13 protein-coding genes and 1 pseudogene are annotated in these 15,530 nt (G+C 77.6%); 8 read left to right on the top strand and 6 right to left on the bottom strand.

The features are described 5' to 3' along the window. Positions 1 to 263: pseudogene (locus tag AB0K43_RS08415) on the top strand (acetyl-coenzyme A synthetase); the annotation flags it as partial. 74 nt (positions 264 to 337) lie between these two features. Here the strand turns inward: AB0K43_RS08415 and AB0K43_RS08410 are convergent. Beyond that, a complete protein-coding gene (locus AB0K43_RS08410) occupies positions 338 to 3,199 on the bottom strand; it encodes an AAA family ATPase (protein WP_363637142.1) in 2,862 nt (953 codons plus the stop codon). Positions 3,200 to 3,515: 316 nt separating this feature from the next. Between AB0K43_RS08410 and AB0K43_RS08405 the strand changes: the two genes are divergently transcribed. Together AB0K43_RS08405 and AB0K43_RS08400 are read left to right on the top strand one after the other, a co-directional pair. After that, positions 3,516 to 6,323 carry a BTAD domain-containing putative transcriptional regulator gene (locus tag AB0K43_RS08405; protein ID WP_363637140.1) on the top strand — a complete coding sequence of 936 codons (2,808 nt, stop codon included), beginning with the start codon at positions 3,516 to 3,518 and terminating at the stop codon, positions 6,321 to 6,323. A 119-nt stretch (positions 6,324 to 6,442) separates the two neighbouring features. Then, complete coding sequence (locus AB0K43_RS08400; RefSeq protein WP_363637138.1) at positions 6,443 to 6,808, top strand: hypothetical protein; 366 nt, start codon at positions 6,443 to 6,445, stop codon at positions 6,806 to 6,808. A 42-nt stretch (positions 6,809 to 6,850) separates the two neighbouring features. On the opposite strand, the gene AB0K43_RS08395 is transcribed toward AB0K43_RS08400, so the two are convergent. Beyond that, positions 6,851 to 8,500: a PucR family transcriptional regulator gene (locus AB0K43_RS08395; RefSeq protein ID WP_363637136.1), complete on the bottom strand. Its 1,650-nt coding sequence runs from the start codon at positions 8,498 to 8,500 to the stop codon at positions 6,851 to 6,853. Positions 8,501 to 8,606: 106 nt separating this feature from the next. On the opposite strand from AB0K43_RS08395, the gene AB0K43_RS08390 reads away from it, so the two are divergent. The 4 genes from AB0K43_RS08390 (at position 8,607) to AB0K43_RS08375 (ending at position 13,046) form a co-directional block, all read left to right on the top strand. Then, entirely contained in the window at positions 8,607 to 9,779 is a 1,173-nt protein-coding gene (locus tag AB0K43_RS08390; protein WP_363637133.1) for an 8-amino-7-oxononanoate synthase, read from the top strand. A gap of 160 nt (positions 9,780 to 9,939) precedes the next feature. Continuing rightward, positions 9,940 to 10,617, top strand: a complete 678-nt coding sequence (locus AB0K43_RS08385) for a response regulator transcription factor (protein WP_363637131.1) — start codon at positions 9,940 to 9,942, stop codon at positions 10,615 to 10,617. Continuing rightward, positions 10,614 to 11,957 (top strand): HAMP domain-containing sensor histidine kinase, encoded by a 1,344-nt coding sequence (locus tag AB0K43_RS08380; RefSeq protein ID WP_363637129.1) that lies wholly within the window; start codon positions 10,614 to 10,616, stop codon positions 11,955 to 11,957. Before AB0K43_RS08385 ends, AB0K43_RS08380 begins: the two co-directional genes overlap by 4 nt. 63 nt (positions 11,958 to 12,020) lie before the next feature. After that, positions 12,021 to 13,046: an endo alpha-1,4 polygalactosaminidase gene (locus tag AB0K43_RS08375; RefSeq protein ID WP_363637127.1), complete on the top strand. Its 1,026-nt coding sequence runs from the start codon at positions 12,021 to 12,023 to the stop codon at positions 13,044 to 13,046. An 84-nt stretch (positions 13,047 to 13,130) separates the two neighbouring features. Here AB0K43_RS08375 and AB0K43_RS08370 read toward each other — a convergent pair whose 3' ends face one another. Beyond that, positions 13,131 to 13,262: a hypothetical protein gene (locus tag AB0K43_RS08370; protein WP_363637125.1), complete on the bottom strand. Its 132-nt coding sequence runs from the start codon at positions 13,260 to 13,262 to the stop codon at positions 13,131 to 13,133. Between the two features lie 30 nt (positions 13,263 to 13,292). Then, on the bottom strand, positions 13,293 to 13,667 hold the full coding sequence (locus tag AB0K43_RS08365) for an HGxxPAAW family protein (RefSeq protein WP_363637123.1): 375 nt from the start codon (positions 13,665 to 13,667) through the stop codon (positions 13,293 to 13,295). Between the two features lie 91 nt (positions 13,668 to 13,758). On the opposite strand from AB0K43_RS08365, the gene AB0K43_RS08360 reads away from it, so the two are divergent. Then, entirely contained in the window at positions 13,759 to 14,232 is a 474-nt protein-coding gene (locus AB0K43_RS08360; protein ID WP_363637121.1) for a MarR family transcriptional regulator, read from the top strand. Between the two features lie 23 nt (positions 14,233 to 14,255). On the opposite strand, the gene AB0K43_RS08355 is transcribed toward AB0K43_RS08360, so the two are convergent. Continuing rightward, positions 14,256 to 14,633, bottom strand: coding sequence for a cytidine deaminase (locus tag AB0K43_RS08355; protein WP_363637160.1), 378 nt, complete (start codon positions 14,631 to 14,633; stop codon positions 14,256 to 14,258). A gap of 17 nt (positions 14,634 to 14,650) precedes the next feature. Then, a complete protein-coding gene (locus AB0K43_RS08350; protein WP_363637119.1) occupies positions 14,651 to 15,523 on the bottom strand; it encodes an aminoglycoside phosphotransferase family protein in 873 nt (290 codons plus the stop codon). Between the last annotated feature and the right edge of the window lie 7 nt (positions 15,524 to 15,530).

Below are 15,530 nucleotides of genomic sequence, written 5' to 3'. Positions count from 1 at the left end.
TCCTGCGCCACACCGCCACCGACAGCCCCGAACTCATCGCCGACCTGCGCGACCACGTCGGCCGCACCCTCGGCCCGATCGCCAAACCCAAGCAGGTCCTGGTCGTGGAGGAGCTGCCGAAGACCCGCTCCGGCAAGATCATGCGACGCCTGCTGCGCGATGTCGCGGAGCAGCGCGAGGTGGGCGACACCACCACGCTGACCGACTCGTCCGTGATGGGGCTGATCCAGGCGGGCCTCGCCGCCGCCCCGGCCCAGGACTGACCCGCACCGCACAGCCGGCCCCCGCAGCACCGCGCTGCGGGGGCCGGCTCCGTCGTTCCCCGAGGGCGTGCGGCTCAGCCGTCCTCGGCCGGCACGCCGAGCGCCTCGGCCAGCTCCGGCCGGCCGCTGATCCCCAACTTGCCGTAGGTGTTGGTCAGATGGACCTCGACGGTGCGCAGCCCGACGAACAGCTGTTGGGCGATCTCACGGTTGGTCAGGCCCTGCGCGGCCAGCGCGGAGACCCGCCGCTCGGTCGGCGTCAGGGCGTCCACGCCGCTGAAGGCACGGGTACGGGGCCGGTCGCCGATGGCGCGCAGCTCCGCCAGCGCGCGGTCGGCCACCGCCGTGGCGCCGATCCCGTGCGCCAGGTCCACGGCCTGCTGGAGGTGGTCGCGGGCCTCGTCGAAGCGGCCGGCCCGGCGCGCGTGCGCGCCGAGGTCGGCCAGCGCCTGGGCGTGGCCGAGGCTCGCCGTGGTGCCGGCCAGCACCTCGACCGACTGCCGCAGCATGGCCAGGCCCTCCGGGCCGCCGGTGACCGCGCCCGCCGCGCGCAGCGCGCTGCCGACGGATTCGGGCACGCCCCAGTCGCGGGCCAGGTCCAGCTCCTCGGCGGCGAGCGTGCGGGCCGCCTCGTGCCGGCCGAGCGCCGCGTGCATCAGCGCCGCCTCGGCCCGCCAGGCCAGGAACCCCGGGCCCGGCATGGCGCGGGCGCACATCCGGCGCCCGCAGGCCAGGAAGTCGGCCAGCGCGTCCTGCGGGCGGCCCGAGGCGGCCAGCAGCCGGCCGCGGACCAGCAGCACGTAGTCGTTGATCCAGTGGCCGTCGAGCTCGCCGGTCAGCCCGGCGTGCTCCAGCTGAGCCCAGGCCTCCTCGGGCCGGCCCTGCTTCACCAGCGAGTCGATGAGGATGGCATGGGGGGCGACGCAGTAGCTGTTCCGCGGCCCGACGCCGATCTCCGCCAGCGCCTGGAGCGCCGCCTCGGCGTCGGCCCGGGCCTGCGGCACCCGCCCGAGCCGGCTGTACACCCCGGCCCGGGCGGCCCTCGCCCGGGCCCGGACCAGCGCGGGGCCACGGGTCCGGGACGCCGCCACGGCCGTCTCGGCGTACGCGAGCGCCAGGCCCGCCTGGCCGGCGGCGCCGAGCGCGAGGACGGCGGCGAGGTAGACCCCCGAGCGGTCCTCGGCCGGGTGCAGCCCCTCGCTCAGCGCCTGCCGGGCCAGTGCGACCACCTGGGCCGGATCGTCCCCGGTCATCGCGGCCCGCAGGCTGAGCAGGGCGGCCAGCGGCCGCTCGGCCGCGCCGCCCTCGGCGTCCGCGAGGTCCAGCTCCAGCAGCCGGGGGAGCACGGCGGCGGCCGAGCCGGCCTGGCTCAGGCTGGCGAAGGCGTGCTCCGCCTCCAGGCGCAGCGCGCCGGCGGCGTCCTGCGCCCGGACCGCCTCGCTGGTGCTGCTGAGCACCTCCAGGCCGTCGGGGTAGCGGTCGAGCGCGAACAGCGCGCCCGCCAGGGTCCGCGCGGCGGTGGTCCGCTCCTCGGGGCAGCGCGAGAGCGCGAGGCCGAGCCGGAGGTGGTCGACGGCGGCCGGCACGCTGGTCGCCAGCTCCGCCTCGCCCCGGGTGATCAGCAGGGTGGCCCGGTCGTCCTCGGCGAGCGGCTCGCGCAGCGCGCGCCGAGTGTAGGCGGCGGCGCGGTCGGGCCGGCCGTCCTGGACGGCGGCCACCGCGGCCCGGCGCAGCACCTCGGCCGTGCCCGGCTCGCCCACCGGGCTGCGCAGCAGGTGCCCGGCGATCAGGTCGACCGGCGCCTGCCGGGCCATCAGCAGCCGGGCCGCCCGCCGGTGCAGCTCCTGCCGGGCGCTGGGCACCACCCCGTCCGCGACGGCGGTGGCGAGGGTGGGGCAGACGAACCGGAGACCGTCCCCGCAGCGCACCACCAGCCCGGCCCGGACCAGCGCGTCGCCGGCGTCGGCGGCCTCGCCCTCGGTCAGCCCGGCGGCCTCGGCCACCAGTTCGACGGCCGGCGTGCCGCCGAGCACCGCCACGGCCTGGGCCACCGCCGCGGCGTGCGGGCCGGTGTTGGCCAGCAGCGTGTACACCGCGCGGCCGACGTCCGGCGGCACGTGCCGGAGCAGGTCGGCGGCGGTCCGGGCGTCCGGGGGCAGGCCGGCCGAGCGCAGCGAGCGCAGCAGGGTGTACAGCAGGAACGGGTTGCCGCCGGTGGCCCGGTGGCACTCGGCGGTGAAGGCCGGGTCGGCGGTGCTTCCGAACAGCTCCCGGATGACGGCCGCGGTGTCCTGCGGGCCCAGGCCGCTCAGCGTCAGCTGGTGCCGGAACAGCGGCAGGACGGCGCCGAGCTCCTCGTTGTCCGCGGGCGCGCGGCCGGGGCCCAGGGTGGCGATCACCACCACGGGCAGGCTGCCGGCCCGGCGCAGCAGGTAGCGCAGCCAGCGCAGCGAGGCGGCGTCGGCCCACTGCAGGTCGTCGATGACGATCACCAGCCGGCCGAGCGCGGTGAGGTGGACGGCGAGCCAGTACAGCCCGTTCAGGGTGGTCGGGTCCGCGCCCCGGTCCGGCGCGGCCGCTTCGGCGGGTTCCTCGGCGGTCGGGGCCGGGACGACCCAGGGGGCCAGCACCAGCGCGGCCGCGGCCGCGTGGCCGGCGAGCAGGCCGCCCGCGCCGTCCGGGCCGGCCATGGCCGCCTCGACGGCCAGCCGCTCGAACAGCTGCTTGACGACGCCGAAGTCGTAGTCGGCCTCCAGCGGGTCACCGGAGGCGACCACGACGGTGTCGCCGTCCCGGCGGGCCCGCTCGACGGCGGCGCGCAGGAACCCGCTCTTGCCGCTGCCGGAGTCGCCGTGGACCAGGACCGCGGTGCCGGTCACCGGACCGCCGAGCAGCTCGACCAGCCGCTCCAGTTCGCACTCCCGGCCGATCAGCACGTATGCCTCCGAGCCCGGCGGCGCACGGCCTCGGCGCCTCGGTGGGCGGAGCCGGCCTTCGAACGCCTGTAGCATCCCTTGGGCGGTTCGGCGGCGGTGTTTCCGCAGGTGGGCAGCGTACGGCGGCACTCGGCCGGGTCGGCCGGGAGGCAGGGCGTCACAACGGTGTCGGCAGGCAAGTTCGTTCGATGTGCTGGGGATCCGGACACCCGATGGTGCCGGTGCCGTGTCACGCGCCGGTAATTTCTCGGTAAGTCGGAGCACGGCGGGCTCCTCGCAGGTCCGGGCGGATCCGGACGGCACGACGGGAGTGGATGTGGAAGGACTGCGAATCGCGGTGCTGGGCCCCGTGCGGGCCTGGCGCGCCGACCGTGAGCTGGACACCGGCACGGCCCAGCAGCGCGCGGTGCTGGCCGCCCTCGCGCTGCGCGGCGGCCAGGTGGCGTCCGTCCCGGACCTGGTGGAGGGCCTGTGGGGCTGGGAGCCGCCGGCCAGCGCGGTGGTGGCCCTGCGCAACCACGTCTCCCGGCTGCGGGCCGCGCTGGAAGCCGACCCGCGTGCCCCGCGCGTGCTGCTCTCGGTGGCCGGCGGCTACGCCCTGCGGCTCGCCGACGGCGCGCTGGACGCGGCGCGGGCCGAGCACCTGTCCGCCGAGGCCGGCCGGGCCCGGGCCGCGGGCGAGCTGGAGCAGGCCGTCCGGCTGCTCGCCGAGGCGGCCGCCTGCTGGGACGGCGTCCCGCTCACCGGGGTGCCCGGCGAGTACGCCGAGCGGCAGCGCGACCGGTTGGCCGAGCGACGGCTGGCACTGCTGGAGGGGCGCCTGGAGCTGGAGCTCGACCTCGGCCGGCACACCAGGGCCGTCCCGGAGCTCACCGCGCTGGCCGACGAGCACCCGATGCGCGAGCGGCTGCGGGCGCTGCAGATGACCGCCCTCTACCGCTCGGGCCGGCAGGCCGCCGCGCTGGCCGGGTACGAGCGCAGCCGCCGTCTGTTGGCCGAGGAGCTGGGCGTCGACCCGGGGCCGGAGCTGGCCGAGCTGCACCGCCGGATCCTGTGCTCCGACCCGGCCCTGACCGCTCCACCGGCCGCGCCGGCCATCATCGGGGGGCCCGGTCCCGCGCTCCCGGCCCCGGCCCAACTCCCCTTCGACGTGCCGGACTTCACCGGCCGCTCGGCCGCGGTGGCCGAGCTGGTGGCACTGCTGGAGCGCCCCGGCGCCACCGTCTGCGCGGTGCACGGCATGGGCGGGGTCGGCAAGACCGCGCTGGCCGTGCACGCCGCGCACCGCACCCTCGGCCGGTTCGCCGACGGGCAGCTCTACGCGGACCTGCGCGGCGCCGGTGCCGACCCGGCCGACCCGTACACCGTCCAGGAGCAGTTCCTGCGCGCCCTGGGCATCCCGAGCGAGAACATCCCGGTCGGCGCGGACGAGCGGACCTCGCTCTACCGGTCGAGGCTGGCCGGCCGCCGGCTGCTGGTGGTGCTGGACAACGCCGCCGACGCCGAGCAGGTCGAGCCGCTGCTGCCGGGGGCCTCCCGGTGCGCGGTGCTGGTCACCGGCCGTACCCCGCTGCCCTGCCTGCCGGTCACCGGCCGGATCGCGCTGGAGCCGTTCAGCGAGCCGGAGGCGCTGGCCCTGCTGGAGCGGATCGCCGGCCCCGACCGCCTGCACCGCGAGCCCGAGGCCGCGCTCGGCCTGGTGCGCGCCTGCGGCCTGCTGCCGCTCGCCGTCCGGATCGCCGCCGCCCGCCTCGCCGCGCGACCGCGCTGGACGGTCGGCGCGCTCGCCGACCGGCTCACCGACCGGGCCCGCCGGCTGGTCGAGCTGGAGGCCGGCAGCCTGGCCGTCGACGCGGCCTTCGAGCTCTCCTACGCCGCCCTGGAGCCGGACTCGGCCCGGGCGTTCCGCCTGCTCGCCATCCCCGAGGTGGCCACGCTGTCCCCGGACACCGCCGCGGCCGTCCTCGGGTGCGGCGAACGGGACGCCGAGGACGCCCTGGAGTCGCTGGCCGACATCGGCCTGCTGGAGTCCACCGACCCCGGCCGCTACCGCTACCACGACCTGCTGCGGCTGTTCGCCCGCCACCGCACCCTGGAGAGCGACCCACCGGCCGAGCGGGCCGCCGCGCTGAGCCGGCTCGCACTGCACTACCAGGCCGGGGTGAGCACCGCGCTGCGGCTGGAGCGGCCCTACAGCCGGCTCGCCGACGCGCTGGACCCGCGGATCCCCGGCGGGCCGCGGTTCGGCGGCCAGGCCGACGCCCAGCGCTGGGTGCTCGGCGAACTCCCGGCGATGATCAGGGTGACCACCCAGATCCTGCTGCACCCCACCAGGGCGGCCGGCCCCGGGGACGTCCGGGTCCTCGCGGCGATGCTGGCGGGCCTGCTGCCCTGCACCGACCTGCGGCTGCCCTGGCCGGCGCTGCTGCCCGCCGTCACCGTGCTGGTCCGGGCCGCCGAGCAGGGCGGCGACCAGGGTGTGGCGGCCGACGCCTGCACCGTGCTCGCCGTGGCGTACGCGTACACCGGGCAGCACCCGCGCGCCCGGGAGCTGGCCCGGCAGGCGCAGCGTCACCAGCTGGCCCGGCCCGAGGTCACCGTCTTCCCGCAGCGCGCGCTCTACACCCTGGGCACGGTCGCGGCCGTCGACCCGGCCGGCCGGGACGAGGCGGTGCGCCACTTCGAGGCGGCCCGGGAGGTCTCCTTGCGGGCCGGCGAGCCAGGGATGGCCGCCCAGGCCGCCCTCGGGCTCGCCCAGGCCCGGCTGGCCCAGGGCGACCACGCCCGGGCGCTGGAGCACAGCCGCGACTCGCTCGCGCTGTGGCGGGAGGCCGACTGCGCCCTGGGCACCGCGCTCGCCCTGCGCGGCGCGGGGCTGGCGCTCAACGCGCTCGGCCACCACGACGAGGCGACCGACCACTACACCGAGGCCCTCGCCGTCTGCACGGCGCACGGCCTGCAGACCCAGCGCGCGCACACCCTGCTCGCCGCCGCCACCGCCCAACTCGCCGCCGGCCGCCCGGCCGAGGCCCGTACCCTCGGCACCGAGGCCGAGCGGCTGCTCGACGACCTCGGCGACACCGCGGGCCTGCGGCGCGCCAGGGAACTGCTGGCCCGACTCTGAGCCCGCGCCCACCGCGGAGCCGATCCGGGCCGGCCGTTACCGCGCCGCCGACCGTTGCCGGGCCACCCGCGGGGAAAGCCGCTGGCGGCCCGAGGGAGCCCTGCGGTAGGAGTGGGGCCATGACCGGAACCGCCCACCACCTGCGCTGCCACGCCGCCCGCTGCGGGCCGCCCGGGGCCTCGCGTCCGTGGCGCCCGTGGCGGGCCGTCCTGGTGCGCGAGCTCCGCTACAGCTCCGAGCGCCTGCGCGCCGCCGCGCTGGAGGGACGACGCCCGGTGCCGCAGGCGGTGCGGCGGTCCGTGGCCGTGTACCACTTCGCCCGCAGCGATCCCCGGGGCAGCTCGGTGGCCGCGCTCGCCCGGGTCGAGGAGCGCCGCGCCCGTCAGGCGGTACGACGCCGGCTGGGCCTGCTGCGCACCGGGCTGGTGTCGGACTTCGCGATCGAGCCCGGGCGCCACCGGCACAGCGCGCGGTGGCTCGCCTAGGAGGTGCCCGGAGACTGCGCCCCGCGCCCCGCGGTGGCCCGGTCAGGGGGCCTGCTGGGCGTCGTGCGCCAGCAGGGCGACGTAGAGCGAGGTCAGCTGCTCCAGGTCGTCGAGGTCGATCCCGAGCAGCGCCTCGATGCACTGCAGCCGCCGGTACAGCGCCGGTCGGCTGATGTGCTGCTCCTGGGCGGTCAGGGACTTGTTGCGCCCGGTGCTCAGGTAGCCGCGCAGCAGCTCCAGCAGTTCGGGGCGGTCGAGCAGCGGCCCGAGCTCGCGCTCGATGAACGACTGCAGCTGCGGGTCGTCGCGCAGCAGCCGCACCAGACCGCGCAGCCGGACGTCCCGCAGCCGCGCGACCGCCCCCGCGGGCGGCCCGGCCAGCGCGGCGTCCGTGACGTGCACCGCCTCCACGAACGAGCGGTGCAGCTCGTCCAGCACCGTGCAGCCGAAGCCCGCGCCGGCCACCGCCGCCGCGCCGCGTGCGGCCAGCCGCTCGTGCACCCGGACCGCCAGCCGCCGCACCTCGCGCTCCTGGTCCCGGTCCGGCGGCAGGCTCAGCAGGACGGCGACGGCCTCCGGCCGGATCCGGGCCGCCAGCCCGGCCGCCCCGTCCGGCCCCTCCTCGGCGAGGCTCCGCTCGACCAGCTCCCGCAGCTCCGGCACCTCGCCCCGGGCCCGGAACACCAGCGGTACGAAGATGCGGCGCCCGGTCGGCAGCCCCGCCGCCCGGATCCGGGGGAGCAGCTCCTGCGGCCGGGCGGTCCCGGCGGCCAGTTCGGTGAGCAGCGCCTCGGTGGCCTGCTCCTCCCAGCCCCGGCCGCCCTCGCCCAGCAACCGGTGCAGGGCCAGCGCCTCGGCGGCCCGGGCCCCGATCACCCGCGCGGTCTCGGCGGTGCCGGGGTGGCCGAACAGCACCAGGTGCCCCCACTGCCGGCCCCGGGCCTCCAGCCGGGCGACGATCCAGCCGTCCGGGCCGAGCGTCACCGGCCCGTTGCCCAGCAGCGCGGCCACCTGTCGGGAGACCAGTTCCCAGTCGCGCAGCAGGCCACCGAGCGCAATGCGCCCGCCGGCCGAGGCCAGCACCCGGTGCGCCAGGTTGACCACCACCGCCGGGCCGCCGCCGTACGCGGAGATCTCGTCCAGCAGCCGTTGCAGCGGGACACCCGCGAGGTTGAGCGCCGTCAGCGCGGCGCCCATCCGGTCGGAGAGGTCCAGCGCGGCGTACCTGCCGTGCAGCAGCCGGGCGTGCACCTCCTCGGTCAGCCGGGCGAAGGGCGCCGGGCGGTGCAGCACGATCAGCGGCACCCGGCAGCGCTCCGCCGCCCGCCGCATCGGCTCCGGCGTGGTCCGGAACGCCCGGCCGAGACCGAGCACCACCGCCGCCGCCTCGGCGCGCTGCATCGCCTCCACGTACTCCACCTGGCGGCGTTCGTCGCCCGCCAGCAGCACGCCCGTGGTCAGTACCATCTCCCCGCCGGAGAGCATCACGCCGACGTCGGTCGCCTCCGCCACGTGCAGCCAGCGCACCGGGCGGTCCAGCCGACCCCGGCCGGCGGCGACCTCGGGCCCCGAGGCGGCCATCGGCTCCAGGTCCAGCACGTCCCGCACGGTCAGCGCGTCCGGTGCGTCCGGCGGTGTCGGTGCGGGTGGCTGGGCCGGTGCGGGTGGCGCGGTCGGGCGGCCGTCCTCCAACTGCGCCTCCCCTCGGGTGATCGTGGGAGTCTATGCCGCCGCCCCGCCGCGCGGTGTGCCCCGGCGCACATTGCCCGGCCCGGGCCGCGGATGACAGAGTGCGACCATGGTCCACCCCACCGTGCCGTCGCCCGCCCTCGCCCCCGCCGCCGTCTTCGACTGGCTCGACGAGGCCGCCGAGCTGCGCGCCCGCGCGGGGCTCACCCGGACCCTGCGCAGCCGTCCGGCCGAGGACCCGGTGCTGGACCTGGCGAGCAACGACTACCTGGGCCTGGTGCACCACCCGGCCGTCACCGGCGCCGCCGCAGAGGCCGCGCTGCGCTGGGGCGCCGGCGCCACCGGCTCCCGGCTGGTCACCGGCACCACCGCGCTGCACACCGAACTGGAGGAGGAGCTCGCCGAGTTCTGCGGCTTCGAGGCCGCGCTGGTGTTCTCCTCCGGGTACGCGGCCAACCTGGCCGCCCTCACCGCGCTCACCGACCCGGACACCCTGATCGTCTCCGACGCCTACAACCACGCCTCGCTGATCGACGGTTGCCGGCTCTCCCGCAGCGAGGTCCGGCGCGTCCCGCACAGCGACCCCGAGGCCGTCCGGGAGGCGCTCGCCGCCCGCCACCACCCCCGCGCCCTGGTGGTCAGCGACTCGGTCTTCTCGGTCGACGGCAACGCCGCCCCGCTGCCCGGCCTGGCCGCCGCCGCCCGCGCGCACGGCGCCGCGCTGCTGGTGGACGACGCGCACGGCCTCGGGGTGCTCGGCCGCGGCGGACGCGGCGCGCTCGCCGCGGCGGGCCTGGCGGGGGAGCCGGACGCGGTCGCCACCGTGACGCTCTCCAAGTCGCTCGGCTCCCAGGGCGGCGCGGTGCTCGGCCCGCGACGGGTCGTCAGGCACCTCACCGAGACCGCCCGGACCTTCATCTTCGACACCGGGCTCGCCCCGGCCGCCGCCGGCGCCGCCCTCGGTGCGCTGCGCCTGCTGCGGGCGGAGCCGCACCGCGCCGACCGCGCCCGTGAGGTCGCCCGCCTGCTCGCCGCCGGCCTCACCGCGGCCGGCCTGGAGGCGAGCACCCCGGACGCGGCGGTGGTCTCGGTCCGCGCGCCCGGTCCCGAGGCCGCCGTGCGGTGGGCCGCCGACTGCCGGACGGCCGGCCTCGCGGTCGGCTGCTTCCGCCCGCCGTCGGTGCCGGACGGCGTCTCCCGGCTCCGGCTCACGGCCCGCGGCGACCTGACGGACGCCCAGATCGACCAGGCCGTCTCGGTGATCGCCGCGACCGCGCCCTGAGCGGCCCGCCTCCCGCCCCGTGCCCGGTCGGGCTCGGGCGGGTGCGCCGGCCGGGGCTCTCGCGGCGGCGCACACCGGCAGGTCCTACGATGACACCTTCCATCCGCCCGGACCGCGCCGCCCGCCGCCCCGGGCGCAGCCACGACCGGAAGGTGCCAGGATGCGCGTGCTGCTGGTGGAGGACGAGCCGGACCTCCGGGCGATCACCGGTGCCGGGCTGCGGGACGCCGGGTTCTTCGTCGACCAGGCCGCTGACTGGCCCACCGCCGAGGAACTGCTGGCCCGCAACGACTACGCCTGCGTGGTGCTGGACCGGCTGCTCCCGCACGGCGACAGCCTGCCCGACCTCCAGGACCTGCGCCGGCGCGGCTGGTCGGCCCCGGTGCTGTGCCTGACGGCCCTGCACACCCTGGACGACCGGCTGACCGGCTTCGAGCACGGCGCCGACGACTACCTGGTCAAGCCGTTCGCGCTGCCCGAGCTGGTGATGCGGGTCCGCAGCCTGGCCCGCCGGGCCCGCCGCCGCACCCCGGTCTTCCTGCGCTGCGCCGACCTGGAGGTCGACCTCGCCCGCCGGGAGGTCCGCCGGGCCGGGGTGCTGCTCTCGCTCACCCCGAAGGAACTGGCGGTGCTGCGGCACCTGTTGGAGCACGCCGACGAGGTGGTCGGCAAGGGCGAGCTGTTCCGCCACTGCTGGGACGAGCTGGCCGAGCCCAGCTCCAACGTGGTCGAGGCGGTCATCGCCGGGCTCAGGCGCAAGCTCGGCGGCCCGCCGCTGGTGCACACCGTCCGCGGCCAGGGCTTCCGGCTGGCCGAGCAGCTGGACCGGTCGCGATGAGCCGCCCGTCCTCCCCGGCGCGGCGCAGCCTCACCCGGCTCCGGTGGCGGCTGACCGCCGCCTACACCGCCATCATCGTGATCGGCCTGGCCGCCCTGTCGTTCCTGGTGCTCCGCACCGACGCCCGCTCCGGGCGGGCGGTCGAGTACGACGAGATGCGCCGCCGGGCCGCCGTCACCGCCTCGCTGATCTACTACCAGGACGGGCGGATCCAGCTGGACGGCCTCCAGGACGACGAGGCCACCACGGGGAACCCCCAGGTGACCGTGGTGCTCCGGCAGTTCGGCAGCGCCGACCGGTACCGGCCGGTGTTCAGCAGCCGGCAGGCCCGGTTCGCCGTTCCGCCCGCCCGGGTCGCCGCCGTCGCCGACGCGGCCCTCGCCGAGGACGGCACCACCACCGCGGCGGGCGTCGACGAGCACGGCCGGGCGCTCTACCTGCTGGCCACCCCGTTCTACGAGGACGGCACCGATCGCCTGGCCGGCGCGGTCGTGGTGGCCGGCGACCCGGAACGCGGCTCCGCCGAGCGGCACCGGCTGGCCGTCACCCTGGCCGCCGGCTGCGCGGTGTTCACCGCGCTCGGCGCCGCGGCCGGCCACGCGCTGAGCGGCCGCAGCGTCCGGCCCGCCTGGCAGGCGCTGGAGCAGCAGGAACAGCTGCTGGCGGACGCGGCGCACGAGCTGCGCACACCGGTCGCCGTGCTGCGCGGGGCCATGGACCTGGTGGCGGCCGCGCCGGCGGACCTGCCCGGGCACCTGCCGCGGCTGCGCCGCGCCGCGGACCGGATGGCGGAGGTGACCGAGAACCTGCTGGCGCGCGGCCGCCTGCAGGCCGGGGTGGACGAGCCCCGGCGCGAGCCGGTCCGGCTGGACCAGCTGGTCGAGGCGGTCTGCGAGGAGCTGCCCGCCGGTCCGTACCGGCTGCGGTCGCGGCTCGCCCCGGTGGTCGCCGAGGTGGATCCGGTCCTGGTCCGGCTGGCGGTGCGCAACCTGCTGGACAACGCGGTGCGCCACGGGGTGACGCCGGGGGCCGGGTACGCGCAGGTCGAGGTCCGGGTGGCCGGTCCGGTGGTGACGGTGGCGGACCGCGGGCCCGGGCTCGAACCGGCCCAGCGGGCGGCGGTGTTCACCCGTTTCCACTCGCCGGGCGGTGGCACCGGCATCGGGCTGTCCCTGGTGCGGTGGGTCGCCGACGCGCACGGCGGCGAGGTCGCCGCGGGGGCGCGGGAGGGCGGCGGGGCGGTGTTCACGCTGCGGCTGGAGCGGCCCCCGGCGCGCGGGTGGCGCGGCCGCTCCCGGGCGGCCGGCCCGCCCGCCGGCGTCCTCACGGATTCCTCATGACCGGCCGAGCAGGATGGCCGCCGGGCCGGTGACAGCCGACCCGCCGACTTCCCAGGAGTGCACGTGCGCCGACATGCTTCCCCCGTTCTCCGCCGCAAGGCCGTCCTGGCCGGGCTCGCCGTAGGCGTGGTCGCCGCCTGCGGCGCCGGTTTCGCGCTGTCCGACGCCTCGGCCGGCCTGCGCCCGGGCCGCCCCGCGCCCAAGCCCTCGCACGGCGCCACCCACGCCGGGCACCGTCCGAGCCCGGCGCCGACCACCGGCACCGCCACCTCCGGCGCGTCCCCGAAGGTCTCCCCGACGGCTGCCGCCCCCGGCATCCCGACGCCGACCCCGGCGCCGACCGCGTCCGTGGCCCCGCCCGGCGCCCGCGCGGTGGTGCTGCCCACGCCCAACACCGGCTTCGACTACCAGATCGGTGGCCCCTACCAGCCGCCGGCCGGGATCGGCGCGGTCTCCCGCGACCACACCGCACCACCGGCCCAGGGGTTGTACAACGTCTGCTACCTGAACGCCTTCCAGGCCCAGCCCGACGCCACCGACTGGTGGCAGGGCAACCACCCGGCGCTGCTGCTGCGCGACGCGCAGGGCCGCCCGGTGATGGACGAGGACTGGGGCGAGGCCCTGCTCGACGTCTCCACCCCGGCCAAGCGCACCGAGCTGGCGGGCGTGGTGGGGGCCTGGATCGACGAGTGCGCCGCCAAGGGCTACCAGGCCGTCGAGCCGGACAACCTCGACTCCTACGAGCGCTCCGGCGGCCGCCTCGACAAGTCCCACAACGCGGCGTTCGCCCAGCTGCTCGCGGCCCGGGCGCACGCCGACGGGCTGGCGATCGGCCAGAAGAACACCACCGACCTGATCGGCCAGCGCCGGACCATCGGCTTCGACTTCGCGGTCTCCGAGGAGTGCGGGCACTACGACGAGTGCGGCGGCTTCGACTCCGCGTACGAGGGCCGGGTGTTCGTGATCGAGTACAACGCCGCCGACTACGCCAAGACCTGCAAGTCCTTCGGCGGCAAGCTCTCGGTGGTCCTGCGCGACCGCGACGTGCGCCCGGCCGGACGGTCCGGCTACGTCTTCAGGTCCTGCTGACCGCCGACCCGTCCGGGCGGCACCTCGGCCGGCCGTCCGGCGGGCCCTTCGCGCGCCGGCCGGTGTGAACGGCGCGGCGAGCGCTCAGCAGGCGATCCCGGGGGCGGGTGCCCACCCCTCGACGCCGGTGACCTCGCCGCGCCCGGTGCGGCGGTCGTGCGGTCGAGGACGGTGCCGGACCATCAGGAGCGGCAGCAGCGCGCTCATGCGACCCACGCCGGAACCTCCAGCCCGGACTGGACAGTTTCAGCTGTAGGTCGCTCGGCTGCCTTCGGCGGTCGCGGGCCGGGCGGGGGCGGGCGCGGGTGCCGGGGCGGGCTGCCGGCCGCGGCCGGCGATCCGGCAGCCGAGGCAGTCGGCGTGCTGCGCCATGGTGTCCCGGACCCGCCAGTCCCACTGCGGCTCCGGCCGGGGGCCGCCGGGCTTTCCCCAGCCGGCCAGGTGCAGTGCCCAGGTGGTGAGGCCGCTCAGCAGGACCAGCGCGCCGCCGGCCCAGATGCCGGCCGGGCGCCCGGCGCACATCGCCACCCCGGCCACCGTGAACCCGGTGATCGCGATCGCGCTGCCGGTCCACCCGGCGACGGTGTGGCCCATGTCGTGGTGTCCGTGCATGGCGCTCATGGCTTCCTCCGGGATCGAGGGGTCGGCAAAGTAGGCTGGAGAGACCGTTTATCTCACGAGCTAAGTATCTTAGAGGCTAAGGGGAATTTTGATGGAGGGCAAGCCCCGCCCGGCGGCGACGGCCGCGCAGGCGCACGCGGCGATGGACCAGATGATCGCGCTGAGCCACATCGGGCAGCAGGACATGGCCCAGCGACTGGGGCTGAACATCACCGACCTGACCTGCCTGGGCCACATCATCGGCGCCGGCGACCAGCCGATCACCGCCGGCGACCTGGCCACCCGCGCCGGACTCACCACCGGCGCCGTCACCGGGGTGATCAACCGGCTGGAGCGGGCCGGCTTCGCCCACCGGCAGCCGGACCCGACCGACCGGCGGCGGGTGCGGATCGTCCCGGACGCCTCCGCCAGCGTCCGGGTGTACGAGCTCTACGAGCCCTTCTACCTGCGCCTGGGCGAGCAGTTCGCCGACTACTCGCCGGACGAGATCGCCGTCCTGGCCGACTGGTTCACCCGTACCACCGCACTGATGCGCACCCGCCTGGACGAGATCCGCAACCCCTGACCGGCGCGGCCCGCCGCGGCGGCTCAGCCGCCCTGGGCCGTCCAGGCGTACGGGGTCGGGAGCAGCTCGGCGATGCCGACCGGGCGGGGGCCGCCGGGGGTGCCGACGATGACCCGGATCCCGGGGAAGCAGTCGGCCAGCACCTGCCGGCAGCGCCCGCACGGCGGGATGACGCCCCGGCCCCGGTCGGCGACCGCGACGATGTCGGTCAGCCGGTAGGCGCCCTGGGCGGCCGCCGCGCCGATCACGGTCAGCTCGGCGCACGGGCCGCCGGTGAAGTGGTACACGTTCATCCCGGTGACGATCCGCCCGTCCTCGGCCCGCGCCGCGGCGGCCACCGTGTGCCGGTCCCCGGCGGCGTACCGGGCGACCACGGCCTCGGCCGCCTCCACCAGCTCCAGATCCGCGCTGCCGGCGCTCACGTCCACGGATCGGCTCCCTCGGCCCGGGGCGGGTGCTGGGCCCGTGGCCGGGTGTTCGCCGTGAGGTGGCGGGCCAGGGGGTCGTCGCGGCCGGGGGCGAGCAGGAGGGGGGACAGGGCCCGGCACCAGGCGAGGACCCGGTCGGGGCGGGCGCCGGGGACCAGGTCCGTCAGCTCCTCGATCCGGGCCGTGAGGGCGGCCGGGTCGGTGATGCCGTCGAGGGCCCAGTCGACCAGGTCGAAGTCCTGGTCGCCGAGGCAGGGCCGGGGGTCGATCGCGACCGGGCCGTCGGTGCCGAGCAGGACGTTGCCCGGGTGCAGGTCGCCGTGGACCAGCGCCACCGGGCCGTCCTCGGCCAGTTCCGCCGCGGCCCGGACGCACCGCTCGGGCACCGCCACGTCCCGCCGCCGCGCCAGGTCGAACAGCAGCGCCGTCCGCTCGGCCAGCCGGGGCAGGCCGGCCGGCGGTTCGACCGGGGAGCGCAGGCCGGCCAGCAGCGGGCCGATCCCGGCCGGGCGCCAGGCGACCGCGCGCAGTACCGTCCCGGGCTCGACCTCGGCCAGCAGCAGGGCCCCGGCCGCCGGGTCGTCCGCCAGCAGCCGCACCACCGACGGCAGCCCGGCCCAGGCCCGCAGGGCCGCCGCCTCCTGGTGGGCGATCAGCGGATCGGGCGTCAGCTTGAGGCGCACGCGCGCGCCGTCCGCCTCCCGGACACACCGGTACACCCGCGCCGTCCCGCCGCCACCGGCGTCGAGCACCCGCAGCCCCCAGCGCCCGGTCAGCTCCGCGACCAGCCCGGGAAGCTCCCGGTACCAGCCGAGGACCCCGGGCCCGAACCGCCGGACCAGTCGCGCCTCGGTCTCAGGCATCGCGCCG

Origin of the sequence: Kitasatospora sp. NPDC049258 (assembly GCF_040678895.1) — a bacterium.
Classification (GTDB): domain Bacteria; phylum Actinomycetota; class Actinomycetes; order Streptomycetales; family Streptomycetaceae; genus Kitasatospora.
This window is presented reverse-complemented; position numbering and strand designations above follow the sequence as displayed.